We start from the raw sequence: 17,915 nt of genomic DNA, 5'->3' as shown, positions 1-17,915 counted from the left end.
CTCAGAACACTCTGAGATCGGGCCGCTACGTTGCGCCGCATGACGCTCGACTACCTGATCATCGGAGCCGGGCCGGCCGGGCTCCAACTCGCCGCCCTGCTGGAGCGCGACGGCCGCGACTATCTGGCCCTGGAGGCGGGGCCGGCGCCGGGCACGTTCTTCAGCACCTATCCGCGGCACCGGCAACTGATCTCGATCAACAAGATCTGGACCGGTTCCGACGATCCGGAGTTCAACCTGCGCGGGGACTGGAACTCCCTGCTCACCGACGACCCGGCACTGCTGTTCAAGAACTACAGTCAGCGCTACTTCCCGGACGCGGCCGACCTGGTGCGGTACCTCGCCGACTTCGCCCGTGGCCTGCGGATCAAATACGACACCAGGGCCACCCGGGTAGCGCGGGACGGCGAACTGTTCACCGTCTCCACCGACGGCGGCACCATCACCGCCCGCCGCGTCGTCGTCGCCACCGGCCTCTCCGAGTTGTACGTCCCACCGATCGAGGGCGCTGCGCTCGCCGAGCGGTACGACACCGTCAGCGTGGACCCAAACGACTTCACCAACCAACGCGTGCTCATCATCGGCAAGGGCAACTCGGCCTTCGAGACCGCCGACGCGCTCATCGAGACCGCCGCGGTGATCCACGTCGCCGGCCCGCGCTCGGTCAAGCTGGCATGGCAGTCGCACTACGTCGGGCACCTGCGCGCGGTGAACAACAACTTCCTCGACACCTACCAGCTCAAGTCGCAGAACGCGGTGCTCGACGGCACCGTCGAACGGATCGCCCACCGGGACGGCGGCGGCTACCGGGTCGACTTCCGGTATGCCCGGACCGTCGAGTCGATCCGGCAGCTCGACTACGACCGGATCATCCTCTGCACCGGCTTCCGGTTCGACGCGAGCGTCTTCGACCCGTCAGCCCGGCCGAGACTGGTCATCAACGACCGCTTCCCCGAGCAGACCTCGGCGTACGAGTCGGTGAACGTCCCCGGCCTGTACTTCGCCGGCACGCTCACCCAGCAGCGCGACTTCAAGCGCTCGACCAGCGGGTTCATCCACGGCTTCCGGTACGGCGTGCGCGCCCTGCACCGGATCCTCAACCTCCGCCACCACGACCGCCCGTGGCCCAGCACCGCGCTCGACGGCACCCCGGAGGCGATCACCGACGCGATCATCGCCCGGATCAACCGGACCTCCGCACTGTGGCAACAGTTCGCCGTCCTCGGCGACGTCGTCACCATCGCCGGCGACACCGCTCGCTACTTCGAGGAGGTGCCGATCGACTACCTGAACGACGGCGGCCTGGGTCCCGAGCCGTTCGCCTTCGTGATCACGCTGGAGTACGGACCGGACCACGACCAGGTCGATCCCTTCGACGTGACGGTCGTCCGGATCGCCGAGAACGACGTCGAGCGGGCACCCGATGCCAGCTACCTGCACCCGGTCGTGCGGGTCCACCGGGGTGGCCGGGTCGTCGCCGTGCACCACCTGGCGGAGAACCTGGAGAACGACTGGAACCTCCCCGCCGTGCACCACCAGCCACTCGCGCTGTTCATCAAGGGAGTCCTGTCCGATGCCGCCTGAGGTGTGGCCGCAGGCCGTGCTGGACCTGCTCGCCACCGGCGGCGACCGGCCGGTCTTCGAGGACGGCGACCGGGTGGTCACCGCTTCCGAGATGTCCGGGCTGGTCCGCCGCATCGCGGCCGGGCTGCGCGCCGCCGGAGCCGGACCGGGCGTCGGGGTGGCGTTGCGGCTCGGCATCACCCCGGAGGCCTTCGCGGCGACCGTCGCCGCGTTCGCCGTCGGTGCCCGGGTCTCCGGGATCCGCCCCGACCTGGCTCCGGCACAACTCGCCCACCTACTCGGCAGCGACAACGCGCTGCTGGTCGACGACGCCCGCGTCGCCGACCTGGTCGACACACCCGACGACGGAACCACCCTGGTCGCCGCCGGGCGCCCGAGCGACGTCGCCCGGATCACCTGGACCAGCGGCAGCACCGGCAACCCCAAGGGCTGCGCCCAGACGTACGCGTCGATGGGTGCGGCCTGGGCGCCCCATCCGAGCCGTTGGCCCCCGGTGATCGTCGACCTCGCCACCCGACTGCGGCGCTATCTCGTCTTCGGCTCGCTGAGCAGCCAGGTGATGCTGGAGTACGGCATCCTGACGCTGGCCGCGGGTGGCACCCTGGTCGCCGCCCGGCCCACCAGCCTGCGCGGCATGATCGCCCAGCATCGAGCGACCGCGAGTGTGATCACCGTTGGCAAGCTGCACCAACTCGTCCACGACCAGCGCACCGACCCGACCGACCTGAGCAGTCTGCGGGCTCTGGTGGTGTCCGGTTCCCCGCTCACCCCGGGCCGGCTCACCGAGGCGCTCGACGTGCTCGGTCCGGTGATCTTCCACGGCTACGGCCAGACCGAGGCCGGCATGATCGCGATGGTGGGCCCGGCCGAGATGCTGGCGTCACCGGCCGCGCTCGCCTCGGTCGGCCGGCCGCCCGCGTTCGTCGACGTGTCCATCCGCGACGCGGATGGCCGCGCCGCCACCGAAGGCGAACTCTTCGTGCGGACACCGGCGCAGGCCGCCGCCTACTGGGCGGACCCGGCCGAGACCGCCGAGGTCTTCGTCGACGGCTGGGTGCGCACCCGCGACCTGGCCCGGTTGGACACCGACGGCCACCTGCACCTGCTCGGTCGGCTGCGGGACGTCATCATCGTCAACGCCAACCTGGTGTACGCCGGCCCGATCGAACGAGTTCTCGCGACCGACCCCGCGGTCGCCGAGGCCTACGTCGTCGGCCGGCCCGATGACGCCACCGGCGAGGCGGTACACGCGTACGTGGTGCCCACCGCCGGTCACTCGCCCGATGCGGGACGGCTGCGTGCGCTGGTGGCGCAGGCGCTGGGAGAGGCCGCAGCCCCCGGACGGTCCGGTCGATCGACCGGGTTCCGGTGGGGCCGAGCGGCAAGCCGGACAAGCGTGCCCTGCCGGTCTGACCGGCACCGGCACGGGTCCGCGACCGGCCCGGAAGCGGTGCCGGCGTCACCGCTTGCGGGCGACGAGCCCGACGAAGGTGTGGTAGGTGTCGCTCTGACTCGGTGCGGCCTCACCCGGCTCCGGCCGCCACTCGGCCAGCGGCACCAGCCCCGGATCGAGCACCTCCAGCCCATCGACGAAGGAGAGGATCTCCTCATCGGTACGCCAGCGGCCGGTGCCGAGCGACTGGTTGAAGATGTGTTCGACCTCGCGCGCCTTGAGGGAGGCATCCGGGTGCCGCTCGCCCGGATCGCGGAAGTGTGAGATCGCCACGTAGCTGCCGGACGGAAGGGCCTCGATCAGCTTCGCCGCCACCGCCTTCGGGTCCTCGTCGTCCCTGAGGTGATGCAGGATCGCGAAGAGCAGCAGCCCGATCGGGCGGTCGAAGTCCAGAAACCGGCGCGCCTGCGGATGTTCCAGGATCGCCTCCGGCGATCGGACGTCGGCCTGGATCACCGTTGCGGATCCGGCGTCGGCCAGCAGCGCCCGCCCGTGTGCCAGCACGATCGGGTCGTTGTCGACATAGATCACCCGCGCCTGCGCGGCGTGCCGGGTGGCCACCTGGTGCACATTACCCTGGGTGGGCAGACCCGAACCGAGATCGAGGAACTGCTCGATGCCCTGCTCGGCGACGAGGAAACGGACCACCCGCCGCAGGAAGGCCCGGTTCGCCTGGGCGGCCTGCGGGCCATCCGGTGTGATCCTGAGCGCGTGGTCGGCGACAACGCGGTCCACCGCGAAGTTGTCCTTGCCGCCGAGCATGAAGTCGTAGACCCGGGCGACACTCGGCACGCTCATGTCGACCCCGGACGGTGCCACCTCTTGACTCGCCACAGTTCGTCTCCTCGTCCACAGGGGATCACGGACGGCCGAACCGCTTGGCCGAACGCCGGACCGAGTCTAGCCATACCTCGCCACGCGCCCCGCCCGCGCTGCCGGCCACCGCGGGCCCGGTGCCGGCTGGTTGACGGCCACGACCTGGATCGACACCAGCCCGGGTGCCACGAACGGCTTCCACGACCTCCACCTGGTGTTCACCGGCGACGACCGGACGCTCTTCGCCGTGGACCGCGCCGAGTTCAGCGACCGACCCGGTACGTTTTGCGCTACGAGCAGTCTCGTATCCGCCGCCGGCGCCTCGTGGATGCGGCGACGATGCGCCGGCGGCGTGCCTTCGCGGTCCCGCCGGTCCGCGGTGACGAACCGGCCGTATTCGGCGCAGCCCTGCCCGTAGTCCGACAACGGAGCCGACGGGCAGCGACGGATTGGCCGGCGGTCCTTGTCGAGGACCGGTGCCGGCCGTTCGTCATACGGACGACGCGGTTTTCCCACCACGAGGAGCAACACGTGAAGTACGCAATGATGATCTTCGGCGACGACCGCGAGTGGAACGCGCTGTCCCCCGCCGACGAGCAGGACGCGATGAAGCAGGTCTACGAGTGGTTCGAACGGTGGCAGCCGACCGGCAAGATCGCCGACGGCGGCGCGGAGCTACAGCCCCGGGAGACGGCAAAGACAGTTCGCGCCGGCGTGAACGGCCGGCCGGTGGTCACCGACGGGCCGTACCTGGAACTCAAGGAGGTCATCGGCGCGATCGTGGTGCTGGAGTGCGATGACATCGACGAGGCCACCCGGATCGCGGCCACCTGGCCACTCGCCCCGGCGATGAGCGCGCTGGAGGTCCGTCCGGTGATGAGCCGCGAGTAGCCGCGACGTCGGGGCGCCGGTCTCACAGCCGGCGCCTCAACGCACCCACCCGATCGGTCATCAGCTCTCGCTCGGCCGGGTTCGTCGCCAGCTCCAGAGCCCGCTCCGCCGCCGTCAGCGCCTCGGCCGGACGGCCGAGGGTGCCCAGCAGGTCGGCCCGCGCGGCGTGCCACAGGTGGTAACCGGCGAGCCGGTCCCCGAGCGCGTCGACCTCGTCCAGCGCCGGGGCCGGCCCCACCGCGAACCGCGTGGCCACCGCCCGGTTCAGTAGCACCACCGGCGACGGGTCCAACGCGTGCAGCCGGTCGTACAGCGCCCGCACATCGGCCCAGTTGGTGGCCGCGTACGAGGGGGCCAGGGCATGTAGCGCGGCGATGCCTGCCTGCAACTGGTACGGCCCCGGCCGGCCCTGACGGACCGCCGCCCGTAGCCGCCGCGCTGCCCGTTCGATCGCCGTCCTGTCCCACAGCCGCCGGTCCTGCTGTTCGAGCAGCACGATGCGGCCCCACGCGTCGAACCGCGCGGCGGCGCGGGCGTGGTGCAGCTCCAGCAGCGCGCACAGGCCGGCGGCCTCCGGCTCACGGGGCAGCAGCGCCGCGAGTTGGCGTGCCAACTCGACTCCCTCGCGGGCCAGCTCGCGCCGCTCGGCGCAGCGGCCACCGGACAGATACCCCTCGTTGAACACCAGGTAGATCACCGCGAGCACGGCCGGTAGCCGGTCGGCGTACTCATGCGGTTGTGGCACCTCGAAACGAATGCCGCGCTCCCGAAGCTGGCGCTTGGCCCGGGCGAGCCGCTGCGCCATCGTCGGCACCGGCACCAGGAACGCGGCGGCGATCTCGGCCGTACTCAGGCCGCTTGCCGCGTACAGCGTCAGCGCGCACCGGGCCGGCTCGGCGAGGTCGGGGTGGCAGCACGCGAAAATCGTGGCCAGCCGGTCGTCGACGCCCGGTTGCGGGGCGGCGCCGCGGCCACCTGTGCCACCTTCTCGCGGCCGACGGCGTCGCGGCGCAGCCGGTCCAACGCCCTGCGCCAGCCCGTGGTGACCAGCCAACCGGTGGGGCTCTCCGGCACCCCCTCGTCGGGCCAGCGCTTGAGCGCCTCGGTCAGCGCGTCCGACAGCGCCTCCTCGGCGCGGTCGAAGTCGCCGAGCCGCCGGCTGAGCGCGCCGAGCAGGCCGGCCGCGTCCGTCCGCCAGATCCGGTCCAACAGTTCCGCCACGTCGTCCACCGAACCAGGGTGCAACACAACCGCGGGATCACGGCGCACCCTCGCGCGAGCGCCGAGGGGGCAGGCCAGCGTCTCTCCGGGCGGCCGAGCCAGCGGCCGTCGACGGACAGCATGCTCCCTCAGCCGGGGCCGATACCGCCCGGCCACCGGTCGAAGATCAAACTAGGACGCCTGGCGGATGGGCATGGCGGCCAGCCACACGTCGGCCAGGTCTCCGAGGGGGTAGTCGAGGGCCTGGCTGAGGCAGACCACAGTGCCGAACGCCGGGGCGGGAAGCCGGCCCGCCTCGATCTTGCGCAGCGTCTCGGGGGAGATGCCGGCCGCGAGGGCCACCTCGACGAGGCTTCGGCCGGCCCGCGCGACCCGGAGGGCGGCTCCGAGGCGCTGGCCCGCAGCGATCTGTTCGGCGGTGAGTGGTTGGCGAACCATGCCAGCAGGATACCTTCCGGAGCTCCCCGACCTGGCATGGTATAAAAATACCGGTACCCGGAGAGGGAGGGCTGTCATGATCGAGTTCAAGTCCGCCGAGGAAATCGGCCAGATGGCGGTGGCCGGCCGCTTCGTCGGCGAGTTGCTCGCCGAGCTGAGCGGTGTCGCCGCAGTCGGCGTCAACCTGCTGGACCTCGAACACCACGCCCGCCGCCGGATCACCGAACGCGGCGCCGAATCCTGCTACTGGGACTACGCCCCCTCGTTCGGCCGCGGCCCGTTCCGCAACGTGCTGTGCCTGTCGGTCAACGACGCGGTGCTGCACGGCCTGCCGCACGACTATGTCCTGCGCGACGGTGACCTGCTCAGCATCGACATGGCGGCGGGCATCGACGGCTGGGTCGCCGATTCCGCGCTCTCCGTCATCGTCGGCACTCCCGACCCGGCCGACCTGAGGCTGATCGAGGCCACCGAGGTCGCGCTGGAGGCCGGCATCGCCGCCGCCCAGCCCGACGGCCGCCTCGGCGACATCTCCGCCGCGATCGGCGAGGTCGCCCGCTCCTACGGCTACGGCGTCAACGCCGAGTTCGGCGGCCACGGCATCGGCCGCACCATGCACGAGGCCCCGCACGTCGCCAACAACGGCCGCCCCCGCCGCGGCATGAAACTCCACCCCGGTCTCACCATCGCCATCGAGCCCTGGTTCTGCCGCTCCACCGACAAGATCACGTTCGACAACGACGGCTGGACGATCCGCTCCGCCGACGGTTCCCGCACCGCCCACTCCGAACACACCATCGCCGTCACCGCTTCCGGCCCCCAGGTCCTGACCCGCCGCCCCACCCGCGGTGCCGCCTCGGCCGACCCCACCAGGAAACCCGCCACGGCCTCCTGACCCACACTGCGGCACCGGCGGGTTCCCCGCGGGCACGGCTGCGGATCAGGCGGCCCGCTCCGCGATCACCTCCAGATAGGCGGACGGGAGGCGGACGGTGCCGTCCGTTGCGACGTTCGATCGCCGCGCCAGCTCGACCAGGTCGGCGTGCAGCCGCTCACGAACTCCCGCCGAGTCGCACGCAACCCGGTCGCCGCCGCCCTCTCCTCCCAACTGCGCCGGCCCTTCCCGGTGCGGTGGATCGAGGTGCCCGAGCGCGATGCCCGGACCACGCCGGTACGCGAGCAGTTCGCCGATGCTCCGGTCACCCGCGGACGCAAGTTCGAAGGCGTGTGGCACCGACGAGGGCGTGTACGTCGTCAACTCCTACGTGTGGGACGACGGTGACCTCCCGGTGGACGCGGCCCCGCACGACCTCCTCCGACGGTCCGGACAATGTGACCGTCACCCCGTGGGGGAGCCTCGTGCTCGCCGAGGACGGCTCGGGCGCCTCCCACGTGCTCAGCGCGATCCCGGGCGACCCACGTACGCGATCGCCCGCAACGAGCTCAACGACTCGGAGTTCTGCGAGCCGACCTTCACCGCCGACGGCAGGATGCTCTTCGTCAACATGCAGGAGCCCGGCCTCACGCTGGCCGTCACCGGCCCCTGGGAGAGGTACCTGGGGTGACAGCTGCTGACCGCAGTGGGGTCAGGCGACTCGCCTGGCCCCACTGCGCCCGCGGCGCCATGCGCACGGGATCAGCGGCGGCGGAGGATGCCTTCCGCCGCCGCTGGTCCCATGATCAACGCGGCGGGGCGGGCGCGGACGGCAGCGGTGTCCGGATGGCCGGTCTCCTCCAGCAGCACCAGCGCGTCCGCCCAGCTTTCCCGGGCCGCCTCGACCTGGCCGCCGGCGTAGCGGGCGTCGCCGAGGCCGACCAGGGTTTCCGCCTCGCCACCCCGGTCCCCGATCTCCCGGAACAGCCGCAGGGCCCGCTCATGGCAGACGACCGCCTCGTGGTGCGCGCCGGCCGCCGCCTCAGCACAGCCGGCCGTACGCCAGTTGGTGGCCGCCCCGTGCCGGTTGCCGATCTCCTCGTTGATCCGCAGCGTCTGCCGGCACAGTTCCCGGGCCTGGTCGTGCTCGCCGAGCCGGATCCGGGTCCAGGCGATGTTGTTCATGGCCCGGGCCTGACCGGCCAGATGCCCGGCCAGCCGGTATAGCTCCAGCGAACGCAGGTCGTACCCGAGGGCCTCCCGGTCCCGGCCCTGCTGCTGTAGCAACCGGGCAAGGTTCACGTGGGTCTGCGCCTGGTTTGCCCGGTCCCCGACCGCCACGAACAGCTCCAGGGCCTGCGCCAGGTGCCGCTGGGCCTCGTCCGGCCGGTCCAGTTGGGTCAGTGCCCGACCCAGGTTGCGGTGCAGGTGCGCCTGGGCCACCCGGTCGGCCAGCCGGACCGCCGACGGCAACGCGGCACCCTGAACGGCCACCTGGTCGTGCCAGAGCGCCCGCAGGTTGACGTAGCTGGTGAGGCTCCAGGCCAGTTCCCAGGCATGCCGGTCGGAGCCGTCCCGCACCGCCAGGTTGACCGCGGCCAGCAGCATCCGGTGTTCGGTCACCAGCCACCGCATCGCCGCCGCGCCGTCGGCCAGCGGTGTGAGGATCACCCCGGGCTCCGGGTCGGCCAGGAGAATCGGGTCCCGGTGCGGATACAGCAACCGGTCCGCGGCGTACGCGGTGTGCAGGCAGTAGTCGAGCAGGCGCCGGGTCGCGGCCCGCCGGGTCGCCGCCGGCTCCTCGGTCTCGGCCTGCTCGGCGGCGTACGCCCGGAGCAGATCATGCAGCACGTACCTGCCGGAAGCCTGCTCGGCGATCAGATTGGCGCGGGTCAGGACGGCCAGCAGGCGACGGACGGCGGGCATCGGGCCGCCGGCCAGGCTCGCCACGGCCGCCACTTCCAGCTCCGGCCCGGGATGCAGCCCGATGAGCCGGAACAGCTCGGCGGCGGCCGGAGCGAGTGCCCGGTACGACCAGGAGAAGACGGCCCGCACGTCGGCGGCCGGGTCACCTCCATCGAACGGATCGAGGCTGGCGCCGGCCCCCGCCAGCTCTGTCGCCAGGTCGGCGAGGGTGATCGCCCGGTTCACCACCACCCGTGCCGAGGCGATGGCGAGCGCGAGCGGCAGCCGGGCACACCGCGCGATGATCTCCGCCGTGGCCGCCGGTTCCGCCCGGATCCGTGCCTGCCCCAGCCGCCGGGCCAGGAACCATCGTGATTCCGCGTCGGTGAAGAGATCGAGGGTGAGCGGCCGGGCCCCCTCGATGGCCACCAGGCCGCCGAGCTGTCCACGACTGGTCACCACGGTGACGCAACCCGGGGCTCCGGGCAGCAGTGGGCGTACCTGCTCGGGATCCCGGGCGTTGTCCAGCAGCACCAGCATCCGCCGGTCGGCGATCAGGCTGCGATAGAGGGCGGTCTGCGCGGCCAGGCCGATCGGGACGCGCTGGGGTGCGACCCCCAGAGCCGCCAGGAATCCGCGTACGACCTCGGCAGGTTCCAGCACCGAGCCGGCCGGATCGAAGCCGCGCAGGTTCACGTACAGGTGCCCGTCGGGGAATCGGTCGGCGGCCCGGTGTGCCCAGTGCAGCACGAGGGTGCTCTTGCCGACCCCGGGAGCGCCACTCACCACCGCCACGGAGGTCCGCGTCGGCCCAGCCGACCCGGCACCGTCCCCGGATTCTCGCGTCCCAGGCGACCTGCCGCCAGCGCCCCGCTCGGCGAGCATGGCGTCCAGCTCGGCGAGCTGCTCGACCCGGCCCGTGAAGGCGAGCGGCGCGGCCGGCAGCTGGCGGGGCGGAGGTCCGGCCGGGGCGACGAACGTCGGAGGTGGGACGCCCGGCGCGACAACCGCCGCAGCGGCAACCAGGTCCGGGACCGCCGGCGGCATGGTCGCTGTCCCCAGGGTCGGGTCGGCGGTCAGGATCTGGTGGTACGTCCGCCGCAGCGGCGCCGCCGGATCGGTGCCCAACTCCTCGGCGAGGCGGGTCCGGATCAGTTGGTAGTGCCGCAGGGCCTCGGCCTGCCGTCCCGCGCTGTACAGGGCCCGCATCAGCTGGCCGGCGATCCGCTCATCGAGGGGATGCGCGGCGGCTCGGGCGGCCAGTTCTCCGAGCAGGCCGGCGTGCCGGCCGGCGGCCAACGCCAGGTCGACCTGGTCCAGCTGGGCCGCGTGGTGGTCAGCGACCAGGGCCGTCCGGACCGTGTCGAGCCAGGCGGTCTCCAGGGTGCCGAAGGGCTCGCCGCGCCACAGCGACAGCGCCCGGGTCAACAGGTCCGCCGGATCGTCCCCGGGTCGGGGCGCCCCGGCCTCGGGCCGACCGGCCCTCTCGGACCGGTGCCCGGCCACCGTGGCGGCGCGGGCCTGCATGATCAGCTGCCGGAACAGGTGCAGATCCACCCGGGCCGGATCGACCCGGAGCAGGTATCCGCCGGCCCGGCGGACGATCTCCACCTGGTCGGCCGGCGCCAGCGCCTGACGCAGCCGGGAGACGTACGCGGAGAGTGCGTTGCGGGCCCGCTGCGGCTGCCGCTCCCCCCAGATTCGGTCGAGCAGCCGCTCGGCGGGGACCACCCGGTTCACGTCGACCAGCAGGGCCGCCAGCACGCAGCGCTGCCGGGCGTGTCCCAGGTCGAGATCGTGGCCGCCGACCCGGACCGCCACCTCACCGAGGACCAGCAGCTCGACCTGAGTCTCCGGCCGGGACGGACCGGCCGGATCCGGGCCGGGTGACATCCGCGCCGTGTCCATCACCGCAGCATCCTCCGAGCTGTGCGGCTGAGCAGCCTATTTCACGACTACCGAAAGTTCTCCGAAGGTCCACCGGGCACAGTCCTGACCGACGGCACAAGCCAGTCACCTCGATCCATACGAGAAGAGGAACGATGAACACGAAGCAAGGTCGGACCGGCCTCCGCGTGGCAGCTCTGCTCGCCACCCTGGCGTTCGGTGGGGCCGCCCAACTCGTCGCGGCCGCTCCGGCCGCCGCGGTCAGCGGCCTGATCCGGACCACCCACGTGAGCACCGCGACGAATTCGCAGTCACCGAAGTTCCGGGCCGCCGAATGCCCGAACGGAATGCGGGTGATCGGCGGCGGCACCCGGGTGAGCGGCCCCGCGGCGGGGTCGATCCGGCTGGGCGTCATGCAGCCGATCAGCGGCCCTGGCCAGACCGATCGGTACGAGGTCTGGGCGGACGAGCCGCCGGGCGGGATCAGCGGCAACTGGGCTCTTGAGGGGTACGCCATCTGCGCCCCCGCGACCTCGGTGCCGGGATACAACATCGTTGCCCACGGCTCCGGCTACTCCTCGGTCTCGACCCGGAGCACCGCCGCCGGCTGCCCGGGCAACCAGCGGGTGATCGGCAACGGGGCGAGCATCGCCGGTGGCGGCTTCGGCAGCGTCGGCCTGCAGATGTCCCGGGCCTCCGGTCCCCTGGACATCGCCCGGGCCGCTGCCGCCGAGGACGGCACCTACTCAGGCAACTGGCAGGTCACCGCGTACGCCATCTGCGCCAACCCGGTGGGGGCGGCGGCCGAGGGGTCGGTGCAGACCGGGGTCAGCTCGGCCAGCCACACCTGCCCGGGAACCGAGCAGGTGCACTCGGTCGGCGGGGCCACGGGGGCGGGCCCGACCGGTCAGACCTTCCTGAATTCGCTCTACCCGGACGCCGGCCTCAGCTCGGTCCGCCTCTCACTGACCGGCGTGCCCAGCGACGGCCTGGCCATCCAGGCAATCTGCGCCTGAGCCGACGGCCACCGTGTTTCCGGGAGCCGGTGGGGACGACCAACCGCACAGCTGGGCCGCAGGTGGCATCCGCCGCCTGCGGCCCAGCGCCGTCCCATCGGCGCTGATCATCAAACCCGTCGGACTGCTGGGGCAGCGCTCATCGGCCAGAGTGGTTCGTCCTGGTCCGGGGGTTCCCCTACTTCCGAAGCGTCCCTACGGGAGCAGGACGATCTTTCCCACGTGGCGCCGGCGGGCGAGTTCCTCCTGTGCGCGGGCAGCCTCGTGCAGCGGGAAGGTGGCGGCGATGACGGGAGCGATCTCACCCCGCCGAGCCAGGTCCATCAGCAGTTCGAAGTGTGCGGGTGTGTGCATCGAAGACCCGATCAGCTGCACGTTGTGCAGGTAGAGACGGCGCACGTCGAAGGCCACCGCATGCCCGCCGAGCGCGCCAGCGGTGACCCACCGGCCGCCGTCGCGCACCAGCGGCAGGCCCTCACTCACGAGGTTCCCGGCGACGACGTCGAGGACGACGTCGAGGACGACGTCGATGCCGTCCGGGGCGACGGCGCGGATCTGCTCGACGACGCCTTCCGCGCGGTCCACGACGTCGTGCGCTCCCGCCTCGCGCACCGAATCGAGCTTGCTTGCACTGCTGATGGCGAGCACCCGCGCGCCGCGCGCACGGGCAATCTGCACCAGCGCCAAGCCGACGCCGCCGGAAGCCCCCGAGACCAGGACGGTTTCCCCCTGCCGCAGCCGCCCCCGCTCGATCATGCCCAGCGCCGTGCCGTACGCGGTCGGCAGTGTCGCAAGCTGATCGTCCGCGAGCGGTGACCCCGCCATGTCATGCACCTGCTTCGCCGGCGCGGTCACGTACTCGGCGTAACCACCGTCGCGTTCGCTTCCCATCAGGCCCACCGGATTCGCATCCGGCCGGTCAGCGTCGTAGATCGCCGGGTCGACGACCACGCGACGACCGACGAGGCTGCGGTCCACGCCGGGGCCCACCGACACGACCCGGCCAGCGACGTCGGCACCCTGGATGCGCGGGAAATCGATGGAACCTCGCCAGCCCGACAGCGCCTTCGGGTCCCCCGGGCGGCCGTAGGCGCCCTCCCGGGTCCACAGGTCGGTGTTGTTCAACGCCACCGCGGTGACCCGGACCAGCGCCTCCCCCGCCCCCGGGGTGGGCACGGTGACGTCCGCCTCCGCCAGCACGTCCGGCCCTCCGTGCCGTGCGATCCGCACCGCACGCATGGTCTCCGGCACCACCATTCGTCATCCTCCAGAAGTACACTGATCTGTAAACCACTACAGTACACCGATCGGTGAAGGGAGCCCCGTGCCGGAAGCACAGGCCATGACACCAGCTGGCCGACGCATCCTGGCGGCCGCCGAGGAGCTGTTCTACGACCGCGGGATCACCGCGGTCGGCGTGGACCTCATCGCCGAGCGTTCCGGCGTCACCAAACGGACCCTGTACAACCAGTTCGGTTCGAAGGACCACCTCGTGACGACCTACCTCGCCGAACGCGACCAGCGCTGGCGTTCGCTCGTCCGAGCCGCCGTTGACGCGTGCGACGACCCCGTCGAGGCTGTTACCGCACCGTTCGACGCGCTGCGGATCTGGAGCAGGACCAACACCCGCGGATGCGCGTTCATCAACGCACTGGCCGAGCTACCCGACCCCTCGCATCCCGCCAACCGCATCGCCACGAACCAGAAGCACTGGCTGCTGAATCTTTTCATGGACCTCGCCGCCGCGGCGGGCTGTTCGGAAGCCGCTTCCCTCGCCACCCGGCTCCTCGTGCTGCACGAGGGCGCCCTCGCCACGCAGCCACTCGCCCTCGACACTCTTTCGGACAGCACTGGCCTGGCACGAAGCCTCGTTCGCGCAGACATCCCGACCAGCGGAAATGGATGATTCCCGATGACCAACGTCGTCACCTATCGGCCGACCTCCGGCGAGCTGCGCTACACCTTCGGTGGTCACCCGGCGGTCATGGAGATCGAGCCGGGCAGCCTGCTGGTCACCAGCACCGAGGACTGCTACGGCGGTGCCGTCCGCACGGTGGATGATCTGCCGTCGCAGGTGTGTCAGGCGTTCAACCCGGTCACCGGCCCCTTCCACGTGGTCGGCGCGGAACCGGGGGACACTCTCGCGCTGCATTTCGCGGCCATCGCCCCGGCCCGCGACTGGGGCATGTCCGCCACCTTCCCGCACTTCGGGGCGCTGACCGGCACCCGGAGCACGGCGATGCTGCACCCGCCGCTGGAGGAGCGGGTGTGGCGCTACACCATCGACACCGCCGCCCGCACCGTGACCTTCCACGCCCGCCGCTCCGACCACCGCATCGTCATGCCACTCGAACCGATGCTCGGCACCGTCGGCGTGGCCCCGGCCGGCGGCGAAGCCCGCTCGACGCTGGTGCCCGACGCGCACGGCGGGAACCTCGACACCCCGGAAATGCGCCCCGGCACCACCGTCTACCTCGGCGTCAACGTCCCCGGCGCGCTCTTCGCCCTCGGCGACGGCCACGCCCGTCAGGGCCAGGGGGAGGCGTGTGGTGTCGCGGTGGAGACCGCCATGAACGTCAGCGTCGTCGTCGACCTGATCAAGGGCGTGCCGACCCCGTGGCCACGCATCGAGACCGAGCACCGGATCATCTCGATCGGCGCGGCCCGTCCGCTGGAGGATGCCTACCGCATCAGCCAGCACGACCTGGTGACCTGGACCGCGCAGCTGACCGGCCTGGAGATCCTCGACGCCTACCAGGTCGTCTCGCAGGCCGGTCGAGCCGCGCCCGGCAACGTCTGCGACCCGCTGTACACCATGCACGCCGCCCTCAACAAAGCCGTCCTGGCCGGCGCGAACCCGTACGACGGAGTGCACCACCGGTTGCGCCGCATCGCCGAGGCCCAGATCGAGCAACCAGGAAAGGAGCATGGGAACTGAGGCGATGGGCTGGGCACCGGCCGTGCTGGCGGTGCGGCGCCGGGCCCTGGGCGGAACCCGGCACGGCCGCGTTCCGTCGCGTTACGTCAGCAGTTGTCGCGCCCGTTGGCGGACGTCGACGTAGCGTTCGTGCACCTCCGGGGTGGTGGCGGCGGCGACCTCCTCGGCCGCGACCGGCCACTGTGGCGGCTCGGCACCGCCGGAGATCGCCCAGGCCGCCTGACGCGCCGCGCCGAGCGCGACGTACTCGCCGGGGCGCGGCACGCTCACCGGCGCGCCGAACAGCGCCGGCGCGACCGCCCGTACCGCGCGGGACTTTGCCGCGCCGCCGATCAGCAGCACCCGGTCGACCGGGGTGCCCTGGGCGCGGAGCGCGTCGAGGGCGTCGGCGAGGCCGCCGAGCATGCCCTCCACCGCGGCCCGCGCCAGGTTCGCCGCCGACGCGTTCGCCCGCGTCAGCCCGGCGAGCAGACCGCGCGCGTCGGGCAGGTTCGGGGTGCGTTCCCCGTCCAGGTACGGCAGGAGCGTCAACCCGCCCGCGCCCGGCGGCGCCGAGAGCGCCAACTCGTCGAACTCGGCCAGCGACCGGCCCAGCAGGTCGGCGACCGTGCCCAGCACCCGGGCCGCGTTGAGCGTGCACACCAGCGGCAGGAACCGGCCGGTCGCGTCGGCATAGCCGGCCACCAGCCCGCTCGCGTCGGCGGCCGGAACCTCGCTCACCCCGAACGCGCACCCCGAGGTGCCCAGCGACACCGCCACGTCCCCGGGCCGCAGGCCGACGCCGAGCGCCGCGCCCATGGTGTCACCGGTGCCGGCCGCGAGCACCGCGCCGGACGCGGTCTCGCCGACCGTCTCGGCGGGCCCGGCGACGCGGGGCACCGACACGTCCCGACCGAAGGCGAGCTTCAGCAGGTCCCGGCGGTAATCCCCGGCCGCCGCCGACCAGTACCCGGTGCCGGAGGCCTCGCCACGGTCGGTCGTCGGCTCTCCCCCGCCCGCGCGTAGCCGGTGGGTGAGCCAGTCGTGCGGCAGCAGCACCGTGCTGGTCCGGGCCGCGAGTTCCGGCTCGGCGCGGGCGAACCAGCGCAGCTTGGTGACCGTGAAGCTGGCCACCGGCACCAGCCCGACCGCGTCGGCCCACGCCTTGGGGCCGCCGAACTCGGCGGTGAGGTCGACCGCGGCGCCCGCCGAGCGGGTGTCGTTCCACAGCACGGCGGGGCGCACCACCTCGCCGGTCTCGTCGAGGCAGACCATGCCCTGCTGCTGCCCACCGACGCCGATCGCGGCGACACCATCCAGCAGCCCGGCGCTGGCCTGCTCGTACGCGGCCCACCACAGCCGCGGATCGACCTCGGTACCGTCGGGGTGCCCGGCGCGGCCCTCGCGGAGCACCTCGCCGGTGTCCGCGTCGCACACCACGACCTTTGTCGACTGGGTTGACGTGTCGACCCCGGCAACCAGTGTCATCGCACGCTCCACAACTGTTCCATGGCCAGTTGGTCGAGGCGCCCCGAGGTGGGCGTGGAGCCATTCATGGCGGTCCCTCCGTAGCTCGCCGGGAGGCCGACCCTACGCCCACCGGCCGGGTTAGTTCAATGCCCTGCCAAAGTGGTCGGACGCTGCCGATCGTGAGGATCAGGCCCGGAAGACCACCCGGTAGTACGTCTCGGAGTGCTGCAACGCGAGCAGCACCGCACCGCGTACCTCCGCGTCGCGGCCGAGCTTGGAAACCTGGATCTCCACGCCGCGCCGGGCCGCGCCGAGCGCGTACTCCGTCGCCGCGTCCCGGAGATGGGGCAGCAGCAGGTCGGAGATCGCGGCGAGGCCGCCACCGAGGACGAGCATCGCCGGGTTGTACGCGTTGATGACCCACGACGCGGCCAGGCCGAGGTTCCCGCCCACCTCCGCCACCGCCTCGGCCGCCACGGCGTCGCCGGAGCGGGCGGCGGCGGCCACGGCCCGCGCGTCGAACCCGTCGCCCAGCGCCGACACCCGGCCCGCCGCGATCGCCTCACGCGCGAACCGGACCATCGCCGGCCCGGACGCGACCGTCTCCAGGCAGCCGACATTGCCGCAGTTGCACTGCTCGGCGTTGCCCGGCATCCGGCAGTGCCCGATCTCGCCGGCCGTGCCGCCGGTGCCGTGGAACACCCGCCCGGCGGAGAGCACCCCGGCCGACAGACCGGTACCCACGTACAGCAACGCCAGGTCGCCGACCTTGTCGCCGACGCCTTCGAGGTTCTCCGCCACCGCCGCCGCCTGACCGGCGTTGTGCACGTACACCGGTACGTCGAGCACGGCGGTCAACACCTCGGCGACAGGTACGTCGTACCACCCGAGGTTCGGCGCCAGCAGACAGACGCCGCGATGGAAGTCGGTGAGCCCGGGCAGCACCACCCCGACCGCGGCGATCCGCCCGCCCGGCACCGTCGCGCCGACGGCGAGCGTCGCCTGTGCCGCGACCTCGCGCAGCACCGCCTCGGGCTCGCCGTCCGCAGTGTCGAACTCGCGGCGCGCCACCTCGTGCCCATTGGCGTCGCCGACCGCCACCGTGGTGCGCCTGGCGCCGATGTGCGCACCGACGACGAGATGCGAGGAGGCATTGAACTCCAGGAGGATCGGTGGCCGGCCGCCACTGACCGCGGTGACCCCCGGACCGACCTCACGGACCAGACCGTCGGCGATCAGTTCGTCGACGATCGCGGACACGGTCGGCTTGGCCAACGTCGTGGCCCGCGCGAGGCTGGCCCGCGACACCCGCCCGCCCTCCCTGACCACAGTGAGCACGAGCGAGCGGTTCACCTCGCGCATCACGGTGTGGTCGGCGCCGCGTCGTGGCCCTGCGCCGTCCATCGCCTCAGCCTGTTCCCGCCGTGGACTCCTGCCCCTTGC

The 17,915-nt window shown here is 72.3% G+C and carries 16 protein-coding genes and 1 pseudogene; 8 read left to right on the top strand and 9 right to left on the bottom strand.

Going from position 1 to position 17,915, the window contains the following annotated elements; all coding sequences use genetic code 11:
• The first annotated feature begins 39 nt into the window (after positions 1 to 39).
• Positions 40 to 1,584 carry an NAD(P)-binding domain-containing protein gene (locus KIF24_RS11585; protein ID WP_221084052.1) on the top strand — a complete coding sequence of 515 codons (1,545 nt, stop codon included), beginning with the start codon at positions 40 to 42 and terminating at the stop codon, positions 1,582 to 1,584.
• Positions 1,574 to 2,866: pseudogene (locus tag KIF24_RS32640) on the top strand (class I adenylate-forming enzyme family protein); the annotation flags it as partial. The gene KIF24_RS11585 and the pseudogene KIF24_RS32640, both read left to right, overlap by 11 nt.
• 177 nt (positions 2,867 to 3,043) lie before the next feature.
• On the opposite strand, the gene KIF24_RS11580 reads toward KIF24_RS32640, so the two are convergent.
• Entirely contained in the window at positions 3,044 to 3,871 is an 828-nt protein-coding gene (locus KIF24_RS11580) for an SAM-dependent methyltransferase (RefSeq protein WP_221084051.1), read from the bottom strand.
• Positions 3,872 to 4,384: 513 nt separating this feature from the next.
• On the opposite strand from KIF24_RS11580, the gene KIF24_RS11575 reads away from it, so the two are divergent.
• A complete protein-coding gene (locus tag KIF24_RS11575; protein WP_221084050.1) occupies positions 4,385 to 4,744 on the top strand; it encodes a YciI family protein in 360 nt (119 codons plus the stop codon).
• Positions 4,745 to 4,766: 22 nt separating this feature from the next.
• Here KIF24_RS11575 and KIF24_RS32635 read toward each other — a convergent pair whose 3' ends face one another.
• The 3 genes from KIF24_RS32635 to KIF24_RS11565 all read right to left on the bottom strand — a co-directional run bounded on the left by KIF24_RS32635 (position 4,767) and on the right by KIF24_RS11565 (position 6,403).
• Positions 4,767 to 5,549 carry an RNA polymerase sigma factor gene (locus KIF24_RS32635; RefSeq protein WP_230417262.1) on the bottom strand — a complete coding sequence of 261 codons (783 nt, stop codon included), beginning with the start codon at positions 5,547 to 5,549 and terminating at the stop codon, positions 4,767 to 4,769.
• Between the two features lie 68 nt (positions 5,550 to 5,617).
• Positions 5,618 to 5,974, bottom strand: a complete 357-nt coding sequence (locus tag KIF24_RS34425; protein ID WP_331461088.1) for a sigma factor — start codon at positions 5,972 to 5,974, stop codon at positions 5,618 to 5,620.
• A 162-nt stretch (positions 5,975 to 6,136) separates the two neighbouring features.
• Positions 6,137 to 6,403: a helix-turn-helix domain-containing protein gene (locus KIF24_RS11565; protein WP_221084049.1), complete on the bottom strand. Its 267-nt coding sequence runs from the start codon at positions 6,401 to 6,403 to the stop codon at positions 6,137 to 6,139.
• Between the two features lie 76 nt (positions 6,404 to 6,479).
• On the opposite strand from KIF24_RS11565, the gene map reads away from it, so the two are divergent.
• The gene (map, locus tag KIF24_RS11560; protein ID WP_221084048.1) at positions 6,480 to 7,298 is read left to right on the top strand and encodes a type I methionyl aminopeptidase; all 819 of its coding nucleotides are present in this window, start codon (positions 6,480 to 6,482) and stop codon (positions 7,296 to 7,298) included.
• A gap of 45 nt (positions 7,299 to 7,343) precedes the next feature.
• On the opposite strand, the gene KIF24_RS11555 is transcribed toward map, so the two are convergent.
• Complete coding sequence (locus tag KIF24_RS11555) at positions 7,344 to 7,661, bottom strand: hypothetical protein (RefSeq protein ID WP_221084047.1); 318 nt, start codon at positions 7,659 to 7,661, stop codon at positions 7,344 to 7,346.
• A gap of 88 nt (positions 7,662 to 7,749) precedes the next feature.
• Between KIF24_RS11555 and KIF24_RS11550 the strand changes: the two genes are divergently transcribed.
• Positions 7,750 to 7,968: a DUF839 domain-containing protein gene (locus tag KIF24_RS11550; RefSeq protein ID WP_221084046.1), complete on the top strand. Its 219-nt coding sequence runs from the start codon at positions 7,750 to 7,752 to the stop codon at positions 7,966 to 7,968.
• Between the two features lie 71 nt (positions 7,969 to 8,039).
• Here the strand turns inward: KIF24_RS11550 and KIF24_RS11545 are convergent, their stop codons facing one another.
• Positions 8,040 to 11,090 carry an AfsR/SARP family transcriptional regulator gene (locus KIF24_RS11545; RefSeq protein ID WP_230416279.1) on the bottom strand — a complete coding sequence of 1,017 codons (3,051 nt, stop codon included), beginning with the start codon at positions 11,088 to 11,090 and terminating at the stop codon, positions 8,040 to 8,042.
• A gap of 134 nt (positions 11,091 to 11,224) precedes the next feature.
• On the opposite strand from KIF24_RS11545, the gene KIF24_RS11540 reads away from it, so the two are divergent.
• Positions 11,225 to 12,085 carry a hypothetical protein gene (locus tag KIF24_RS11540; RefSeq protein WP_221084044.1) on the top strand — a complete coding sequence of 287 codons (861 nt, stop codon included), beginning with the start codon at positions 11,225 to 11,227 and terminating at the stop codon, positions 12,083 to 12,085.
• 195 nt (positions 12,086 to 12,280) lie between these two features.
• On the opposite strand, the gene KIF24_RS11535 is transcribed toward KIF24_RS11540, so the two are convergent.
• The gene (locus KIF24_RS11535) at positions 12,281 to 13,324 is read right to left on the bottom strand and encodes a zinc-binding dehydrogenase (protein ID WP_269440691.1); all 1,044 of its coding nucleotides are present in this window, start codon (positions 13,322 to 13,324) and stop codon (positions 12,281 to 12,283) included.
• 85 nt (positions 13,325 to 13,409) lie between these two features.
• On the opposite strand from KIF24_RS11535, the gene KIF24_RS11530 reads away from it, so the two are divergent.
• Positions 13,410 to 13,991, top strand: a complete 582-nt coding sequence (locus KIF24_RS11530; protein ID WP_331461087.1) for a TetR/AcrR family transcriptional regulator — start codon at positions 13,410 to 13,412, stop codon at positions 13,989 to 13,991.
• Positions 13,992 to 13,997: 6 nt separating this feature from the next.
• Positions 13,998 to 15,023 carry an acetamidase/formamidase family protein gene (locus tag KIF24_RS11525; protein ID WP_221084042.1) on the top strand — a complete coding sequence of 342 codons (1,026 nt, stop codon included), beginning with the start codon at positions 13,998 to 14,000 and terminating at the stop codon, positions 15,021 to 15,023.
• A gap of 81 nt (positions 15,024 to 15,104) precedes the next feature.
• On the opposite strand, the gene xylB is transcribed toward KIF24_RS11525, so the two are convergent.
• The gene (gene xylB / locus KIF24_RS11520; protein WP_221084041.1) at positions 15,105 to 16,490 is read right to left on the bottom strand and encodes a xylulokinase; all 1,386 of its coding nucleotides are present in this window, start codon (positions 16,488 to 16,490) and stop codon (positions 15,105 to 15,107) included.
• 168 nt (positions 16,491 to 16,658) lie between these two features.
• The gene (locus tag KIF24_RS11515) at positions 16,659 to 17,876 is read right to left on the bottom strand and encodes an ROK family transcriptional regulator (RefSeq protein WP_221084040.1); all 1,218 of its coding nucleotides are present in this window, start codon (positions 17,874 to 17,876) and stop codon (positions 16,659 to 16,661) included.
• Positions 17,877 to 17,915: the final 39 nt, after the last annotated feature.

This window comes from Micromonospora tarapacensis, from assembly GCF_019697375.1.
GTDB classification, from domain to species: Bacteria; Actinomycetota; Actinomycetes; order Mycobacteriales; family Micromonosporaceae; genus Micromonospora; species Micromonospora tarapacensis.
The sequence above is the reverse complement of the archived record's forward strand: the minus strand, read 5'-3'. Positions and strand labels throughout refer to the sequence as shown.